The sequence below is a fragment of the Thermomonas sp. genome, assembly GCF_023953935.1.
Lineage (GTDB): Bacteria > Pseudomonadota > Gammaproteobacteria > Xanthomonadales > Xanthomonadaceae > Thermomonas.
On the sequence record NZ_JAMLIW010000016.1, the window covers coordinates 1 to 7,852 of the forward strand.

Sequence of the window (7,852 nt, forward strand, 5' to 3'; positions counted from 1 at the left end):
CGCATTGAAGCTGATCGGGGAGATCGGCGGCGTGGAGCGCGCCAGCCGCAGTTGAATTTCACTCCCCTCTCCCGCGTGCGGGAGAGGGGCAAGGGGAGAGGGCGGGCTCATGGGTGAAAGTCAGCCCCGGCGATACGGTGAGCGGGAATTGCGGTTCGCAGCAGGGGTCGGCGCTCAGCGCCGCCCCGCACGCGGGCATCCTCTACAACGGTTTTCCGGGCGGTGTCGCACCCTTTTCCCACTGCGCAACGCCGCCACGCACTAGCCGAAACAGCGGGTGCGGCTCCAGACTCTTGACCGTTGCTATTCGTGCCAGCCATTTCGGATCGCGCACCTCCAGTTTTCCCTTCAGGTGATGCCATTCGAACTCGAGCTGGCCGCGCGAAACCGTCAGGCAGCCGGGCGCCCGGGAACGACTGATCTTCGCGCGATCAAATTGGTAACCGCGATTCACGGCCTCTTTGCGCACGCCTCGCAAGTACTCGGCAATGAATCCAACGGGAGCGTGCTCCCGAAACCGGAGCAGTTGCGGGTGATGAACGTAGCCATTCGTCTTTCCCCGGAGCACGGCCTGGGCAAGCAATCCTTCCCGCCACAAAGCAACGAGTCCGCGTGCGTCGAGGTACTTCGGATGCAGGCTCCAGATTCGCACGGCTGCTAGATTTCGGCTGCCTGACGTTGTAGGTGAGGGGCCGCCGGAGCGGCAAAGCCGCGGAGGGAACCCCAAAGCGCAGCTTTGGGGCGGCCCCTCTCAACCGGAATGTTAGAGGTGATTATTGTAGCCATGCCACAAATAGGAATAACACCACTACCGCGATCACAAGGAGCCACGGGCGAATTGGATTGGATGGCGATAAACCAAATAGATTAATGAGTCTGAACTTTTCAGAGGTGCTCATGTTGGCTGGAAATTGACCAGCCAAATCTTCATGGGCTTTTAGTTGTTGATGGGGATTCTTGCTCAGTATTTCACTGGCGCGCAGCAAGGCGACCACTAGTACAACCAAGCCGCCAACAATAAGGATGTCGGTCACAGACATGGAACCTCTAACGAATAGCGTTTATCCGCCGACGCGGCTGCGTGAGGGTAAGGCGAGGCGTCATATCGGCGGATAAACCTTGTTGGACTGGACCGCCGTGCGGGCGGTGGCTATGGGGATTGTAAGGCGGCGCGTGCCGAAGTCAATCGAATGGCATAAGGCGGCGGGTTGTGCTGCGGGCACTGCGAGGGCCGATGGGGCGCATATGGATGGTGTGGAGCACGGCGGGCGCGGCATCGGCGAGGCGTGCCGCGCATTGGGGTCGGGATGGGCGAGTGCTGTTCTGGCAGGCCGATGCGCCAAGGCTTTGGGGGTGGCGGCAGGGATGGTTTGCGCGTGGCTTCAAGGCGGGCCATGCGATGGCTGCCAGGGCCGCTGCGGCGCGATTGCCGCGACCGGCATGAGGCGTCCGCGGCGGCACTGCGGACAGCAAGACCACTCGCGGCGCGCCACGCGGCGCATGAAGGCATCGACCGACTCGATTACGGCGGGTTTGGGCGCGGGCGCCCGCAAGGCTTCGCGCGCGGCCGCCAGGCGAGCGCGCTTGTGCGCCGGGCCGAGCAGGCCGTAGTGGCGGATGCGCTTGAAGCCGCGCGGCAGCACATGCAACAGGAAGCGCCCGACGAACGCCGCGCCGGGCAGGCGCAACGTTCGCCGCTTGCCGCCGGCGCCGTTGTCGCGGACGCGGAAGGCCACCGCATCCTGCTCGATGCCGACGATGCGCTCGTTGGAGATCGCCACCCGATGGGTGTAGCGGCCCAGATATTCCAGCACCTGGGCCGGGCCGCCGAGGGGCTGTTTGGCATAGACCACCCACTCGTGACGATAGAGCTTCGCCAACAGCGGCCGCCAGGCGTACCCGGTGAGGCTGGTCTCTTCGCGCAGCCTTCCCGCGGTGCGTTCCCGTTCGAGTGCGGCGATGAACTTGCCACGAAACACCCGCGAGAGCGCCTTGACCGGGAAGAGGAAGCCGCGGCGCGGCGCAACCCACGCCCCGGCCGGCGTGAGTGCGCCGCCGGCGACCAGGGCGTGCACATGGATGTGGCGGCCCATATCCTGTTTCCAGGTGTGCAGCACGAGCGTGAAGGCGGCCGCTCCGCCCAAATGGCGCCGGTCGGCGGCAAACCCGCTGAGCGTGGCGGCGCTGGCCTCGAAGAGCAGTTCATAGAGCGTGCGGGGATGGCTGGCGACGAGGCCATTGAGCGCATGCGGCAGGGTGAACACCAGGTGGAAGTACGGCACCGGCAACAGCTCGCGGCCGCGTGCCGCAATCCACGCTTCCTTGGCCCGTGTCTGGCACAGCGGGCAATGCCGGTTGCGGCAGGAGTGATAGACGTGGCGGCTGGCGCCGCACCGATCACAGCATTCCACATGCCCGCCCAAGGCGGCGGTGCGGCAGGCGACGATGGCGCGCCAGGCGCTTGCCTGGGAGAAGCTCAACCGATGGCCGGCCAGATAGGCCGCGCCGAAGCGACGCAGCACCTCGGCCAGGCCGATGCGTTTGGTCACGGGGCCGGCTTACCGGTTCGACAGCGTATCGAGCAGTTCCAGCGGCGAGGCGGTGCCGGTCAGACGGGCGCGGGTGAGGTGGAAGTAGCGCATGGTCGTGCCGACATGGCCGTGGCCGAGCAGGCGCTGGATGGTGTGGATATCGACGCCGGCTTCCAGCAGGTGGGTGGCGAAGGAATGGCGCAGGGTGTGGATGCCGCCCTCGCAGCCCAGGCCGGCCGCATCGCGTGCCGCCCAGAACCAGCGCTGCGCCTGTTTCGGGTCGATTGGCCGTTCGCCGCCGCGGATGGGGAACAGCCATATCCGGGGCCGGCACACCCGCCAGTATTGGCGCAGGCTCTCCAGCAGGCGCGGCGAGAGCAGCGTGTAGCGCTCCTTGGCCCCCTTCGCCTGGCGAACCTTCAGGCACATGCGGTCGGGCGCGCTCTCGACGTCGGCAAGCCGCAGCGCACAGACCTCCGAGACGCGCAGCCCCGCCGCGTAGGTCGTCGCCAGCAGCGCGCGGGCGCGCAGGTCGCGCGCCGAATCCAGCAGGCGGCCCACTTCCTCGCGCGAGAACACCCGCGGCAGCCGCTTGGGCACCTTGGCCATCGGAATGTCGTAGTCGGCCGCTTCGCGCTTGAGCACGGCGCGGTGGAAGAAACGCAGGGCGCACACCGCCTGATTGACGCTGGCGTAGGCAAGTTTGCGCTCCGTGATCAGGTGCAGCAGGTAGGCCTGGATCTGGGCCGTGTCGATCCGCTCCGGCGAACGCCCGTAATGGCGCGCCAGCCCCGCCACACACGCCAGATAGCTCTGCTGCGTGCGCGCGGCAAAGCCGCGCAGTACCATCGCTTCACTCATCCGCTTGCGCAGTTCAGTCATGTCATTCTCCTCGTCAAACGCGGGGACATCCCCGCAAACGAGATCGAACAACACTCCTACTGAAATGCAAAACGCGGCAGCAGCCCTCGCTACTACCGCGTCAGCGGTTTAGTTCAACGTTAAGTAGATATCAAAATTGACAGTAAACTGCTTATTGGACTGACCGGTATTGTCGACATAATATGTAATGTGTTGTTATCATGCTGATTCTTGTAACTTCCATACAAGCTCATGTCCAATAAACCTGAACAGCAAGTAAAGCCTGATTCTGCCACCGAGGCACCCCGATTGCTCGATCGGGTGCGCGATCGACTGAGGCTCAAGCACTACAGCCTGCGTACTGAAACGGCATATTTAGGCTGGATTAAACGCTACATTCTTTTTCATGGCAAGCGCCATCCGGCGGACATGGGCAAGGCCGAAGCGGAGGCTTTCTTGTCCAGCCTGGCGGTGGAGCGCAACGTCAGTGCGTCCACGCAGAGCCAGGCGCTGTCTGCCTTGCTGTTCCTCTACCGCGAGGTGCTGGCGCTTGAATTGCCCTGGCTCGACGACGTCACGCGGGCCAAGAAGCCGGTGCGCCTGCCGACAGTCCTGACACGGGCCGAAACGCTTGCCCTGCTGGAGAAGATCGAGAACGCGGAACTGCATTTGATCGTCAGCCTGCTCTACGGCAGCGGCCTGCGCCTGCTCGAAGGGCTGCGCCTGCGGGTGAAGGATGTCGATCTGGCGCGCAACGAGATCGTCGTGCGCGAGGGCAAGGGCGGCAAGGACCGGGTCACCATGATTCCGCTGCAACTGGTCGAGCCGCTGCGCGCGCAGATCGCGCGGACGAAGGCGGTGCATGAGGCGGATCTGGCGCGCGGAAAGGGCGAGGTCTGGCTGCCTGATGCGCTGGCCGTCAAGTACCCGAATGCCGCACGTGCCCTGGGTTGGCAGTACGTATTCCCCGCCGCCGGGTTTTCAACCGATCCCCGCTCCGGCGAAGTTCGCCGCCACCATGTCGATGAGAAGCGCGTGCAGCGCGCCGTGAAGCAGGCGGCGGCGCGGGCGGGCATCGTCAAGCCGGTCTCGCCGCACACGCTGCGCCATTCCTTCGCCACGCACCTGCTCGAAGGCGGTTACGACATCCGCACGGTGCAGGAGCTGCTCGGGCATGCGGACGTGTCGACCACCATGATCTACACGCATGTGCTGAACAAGGGCGGCCGCGGGGTGAAGAGCCCGCTAGATTGATTCAGGACGCTCTGCGTTGCTACCGTCCTGAAAGTCAGCTTGCAGAGGACGGCGACAATTATGTTGGTTTACGCCCGAGACAGGGCGCGATTGCCTTGCGCTGTCGTGCTGGACCACGGTTCGATCTTCGCCAGTTTGGCGCCAAGGGCGCGTTCAGCGACTTCCGTGTCGTGGGCAGCCTGCGCGCGCAGCCAGTAGCCGTTGGACAGACCGAAAAAGCGGCACAGGCGCAAATCGGTGTCAGCGGTGATGGTGCGCTTGCCGGCCACGATGTCGCTGATGCGCTGCGCCGGCACGCTGATTTCCTTGGCCAGCCGGTACTGGCTGATGCCCATCGGCTTCAGGAATTCCTCCAGCAGCAGCTCGCCGGGCGTGATTGGCTTCAATTTACGCATCGCAAGAAGAAGCATCTGAAAATTATCGATCTCCGAAACTTAAACACGTCATTCCGGGCAAGTGTAGCGCGACCCGGAATCCATACGTCTTATGGATTCCCGCTTGCGCGGGAATGACAACCCAAGTCATGTGGCACACAACCTCAATATATCAAGTTGAGTTTTGATGTACTTTACCGTGCAATTTCAGTGCTGACTATGGTTCTGCAATGTTGAGGCTGTTGGGACCACGCCATTGCCATCAAGACGTTATAGCGGGAAGATGACGCTGTTGGAGGAGTGACCATGAGACAGTTTGCTTTGGCTTTTGTTTTCCTGCTGCTGGCTGGCGCGGCCCAGGCCCAGCAGTTGGAGATCATCAACCTGAAGAGCCGCACGGCGGACCAGGTGCTGCCGCAGTTGCGGCCCTTCATCGAGCCGGGCGGGGCGCTCTCCGGCATGAACAACCAGATATTCATCCGCGCCTCGGACGCCAACCGGCGCCAGATCAGGGAACTGCTCGCCGCCCTCGACCGGCCGCCGCGCCGGCTGCTGATCTCGGTGCGGCAGGATGCCGACAGCACGGCCTCGGCGCGCGGCGGCGAGGTGTCTGGCAGCGTCGGCTCGGACCGCGTGCGCATCGAAAGCCGCCGCACCGTCGTTGGCGGCGCAGGGGTAACGGTGCGCAGCGGGGACGACGTGCTGCGCGGCCAGGTCTACGATTCGCGCAGCGCGGGCAGCGAGCGCGTCTCGCAGCAGGTGCAGGTGGTGGAGGGCGGCAGGGCCTACATCAATGTCGGCACGTCGGTGCCGGTGCCGCTGCGCCAGGTGGTGCTGACGCCCGGCGGGGCCATCGTCTCCGACACGGTCGTCTATCGCGACCTGGGCACCAGCTTCACCGCCGAGCCGCAGCTCTCCGGCGACCTGGTGACGCTGACCATCAGCCCGACGCACGACACGCCGGGCAGCGCCGGCCCGGGCAGCGCCAACGTGCAGCGCCTGTCCACCACGGTGTCGGCGCGGCTGGGCGAGTGGATGCAGATCGGCGGCAGCGTGCAGGAGGAAAGCGCGGACCGCGACGGCGCCCTGCGCCATTCCACGCGCCGCGGCGGCAGCGGCCGCACGGTGCAGCTGAAGGTCGAAGAGCTGCCCTGATTTGCGGGCGGGCCGCGCGGAGGGGTGGGGTACAATCGCCCCCCACTTATGGAACATAACGTCTTTCAGATCGCCGCGGTGGTCCTGCTCGGCATTACCTGCCAGTGGGTCGCCTGGTGGACCAAGCTGCCGGCCATTCTTTTCCTGCTGCTGACCGGCCTCGTCATCGGGCCGGGCATCGGCTGGCTGGATCCGGACGCGGTGTTCGGCCCGGTGCTGCTGCCGATCGTCTCGCTGGCGGTGGCGGTGATCCTCTTCGAGGGCGCGCTGACCCTGCGCTTTTCCGACATCCGCGGCCTCGAGCGCGTGGTGCGGCGCATGGTCAGCAGCGGTCTGCTCGTGACCTGGCTGATTCTGGCGCTGGCGGCTCATTTCCTCGTCGGCTTCGGCTGGGAGGTGGCCCTGCTGTTCGGCGCGCTGGTGGTGGTGACCGGCCCCACCGTGATCGTGCCGATGCTGCGCACCGTGCGGCCGACGGCGCGCATCGCCGAACTGCTGCGCTGGGAGGGCATCGTCATCGATCCGATCGGCGCCCTGCTGGCGGTGCTGGTGTTCGAGTTCATCGTCGCCAGCGGCGCGGGCCAGGCGTTGCTGCACACCCTGGCCACTTTCGCGAAGATACTCGGCACGGGCATCGTGCTGGGTGCGCTCGCCGGCTGGCTGCTCGGCCTGCTGCTGCGCGGCCACCGGGTGCCGGAATACCTGCGCAACGTGACGACGCTGGCCGTGGTGTGGGCCGCCTTCGCGCTGGCCAATGCCGTCGAGTCGGAATCCGGCCTGCTGGCGGTGACGGTCATGGGCATGTGGCTGGCCAACATGAAGCGCGTGCCGCTCGACGAGGTGATCGACTTCAAGGAAACCCTGACGGTGCTGCTGATCTCGGTGCTGTTCATCGTGCTGGCGGCGCGCCTGCGCTTCTCCGATCTCATCCCGCTCGGCTGGGGCGCGCTGGGCGTGCTGCTGGTGGCGCAGTTCGTCGCGCGTCCGCTGAAGATACTCGCCACGACCTGGGGCTCGTCGCTGAAGTGGCAGGAGAAGGCGCTGCTGGCGTGGATCGCACCGCGCGGCATCGTCGCCGCCGCCGTCTCGGCGATCTTCGCGCCGCGCCTGGAGCAACTCGGCTACGCGCAGGCGGAACTGCTGGTGCCGATGACCTTCGTCATCATCATCGGCACGGTGGTGCTGCAGAGCGCGACGGCCGGCTTTCTAGCGCGCCTGCTCGGCGTGGCGGAACCGGAGCCGCACGGCGTGCTGGTCCTCGGCGGCACGGGCGTGGCGCGCCGGCTCGGCAAGGCGCTCAAGGATGCCGGCTTCCGCGTGCTGCTGTGCGACACCTACTGGGACAACGTGCGCGCCGCGCGCATGGACGGCCTCGAGGCGCGCTTCGTCAACCCGGTGTCGGAAGAGGCCGACCGCATGCTCGACCTGATCGGCATCGGCCAGATGCTGGCGCTGTCGCCGCGGCCCGAGTCCAATGCGCTGGCGGCATTGCGCTACCGCGGCGAATTCGGCCGCCAGGGCGTCTACCGCCTGGCCAGCGGCGCCAAGGAAGGCAAGGAGGACGCCGACACCGGCCGCGTGCTCTTCTCGCACGAGGCCACCCACGCCAGCCTGACGGCCAGCCTGGCCCGCTCCGGCGAGATCCGCGCCACGCGCCTGTCGGAGCAGTTCGACTGG

8 protein-coding genes are annotated in these 7,852 nt (G+C 65.8%); 3 read left to right on the forward strand and 5 right to left on the reverse strand.

Annotation, left to right across the window (positions count from 1 at the left end):
* Positions 1-202 precede the first annotated feature (202 nt).
* From M9902_RS11985 to M9902_RS12000, 4 genes are all read right to left on the reverse strand, one after another.
* A complete protein-coding gene (locus M9902_RS11985; protein ID WP_297223279.1) occupies positions 203-652 on the reverse strand; it encodes a pyrimidine dimer DNA glycosylase/endonuclease V in 450 nt (149 codons plus the stop codon).
* 121 nt (positions 653-773) lie between these two features.
* On the reverse strand, positions 774-1,034 hold the full coding sequence (locus M9902_RS11990; protein ID WP_297223281.1) for a hypothetical protein: 261 nt from the start codon (positions 1,032-1,034) through the stop codon (positions 774-776).
* Between the two features lie 348 nt (positions 1,035-1,382).
* Positions 1,383-2,537: an IS91 family transposase gene (locus tag M9902_RS11995; protein WP_297223291.1), complete on the reverse strand. Its 1,155-nt coding sequence runs from the start codon at positions 2,535-2,537 to the stop codon at positions 1,383-1,385.
* 21 nt (positions 2,538-2,558) lie between these two features.
* On the reverse strand, positions 2,559-3,413 hold the full coding sequence (locus tag M9902_RS12000; protein ID WP_297223283.1) for a site-specific integrase: 855 nt from the start codon (positions 3,411-3,413) through the stop codon (positions 2,559-2,561).
* Positions 3,414-3,644: 231 nt separating this feature from the next.
* Between M9902_RS12000 and M9902_RS12005 the strand changes: the two genes are divergently transcribed.
* Positions 3,645-4,646 (forward strand): integron integrase, encoded by a 1,002-nt coding sequence (locus M9902_RS12005; RefSeq protein WP_297223285.1) that lies wholly within the window; start codon positions 3,645-3,647, stop codon positions 4,644-4,646.
* Between the two features lie 68 nt (positions 4,647-4,714).
* Here M9902_RS12005 and M9902_RS12010 read toward each other — a convergent pair whose 3' ends face one another.
* Positions 4,715-5,056 (reverse strand): HigA family addiction module antitoxin, encoded by a 342-nt coding sequence (locus tag M9902_RS12010; RefSeq protein ID WP_297223287.1) that lies wholly within the window; start codon positions 5,054-5,056, stop codon positions 4,715-4,717.
* Positions 5,057-5,326: 270 nt separating this feature from the next.
* On the opposite strand from M9902_RS12010, the gene M9902_RS12015 reads away from it, so the two are divergent.
* The gene (locus tag M9902_RS12015) at positions 5,327-6,175 is read left to right on the forward strand and encodes a secretin N-terminal domain-containing protein (RefSeq protein WP_297223293.1); all 849 of its coding nucleotides are present in this window, start codon (positions 5,327-5,329) and stop codon (positions 6,173-6,175) included.
* A 48-nt stretch (positions 6,176-6,223) separates the two neighbouring features.
* On the forward strand, positions 6,224-7,852 hold a 1,629-nt coding region (locus M9902_RS12020), incomplete at its 3' end, for a sodium:proton antiporter (protein ID WP_297223289.1).

What these genes read in the sequence shown, in the direction of transcription:
- M9902_RS12015 (WP_297223293.1), top strand. Translation starts at nt 5,327, where the DNA reads ATGAGACAGTTTGCTTTGGCTTTTGTTTTCCTGCTGCTGGCTGGCGCG.
- M9902_RS12010 (WP_297223287.1), bottom strand. Translation starts at nt 5,056, where the DNA reads ATGCTTCTTCTTGCGATGCGTAAATTGAAGCCAATCACGCCCGGCGAG.
- M9902_RS12005 (WP_297223285.1), top strand. Translation starts at nt 3,645, where the DNA reads ATGTCCAATAAACCTGAACAGCAAGTAAAGCCTGATTCTGCCACCGAG.
- M9902_RS12000 (WP_297223283.1), bottom strand. Translation starts at nt 3,413, where the DNA reads ATGACTGAACTGCGCAAGCGGATGAGTGAAGCGATGGTACTGCGCGGC.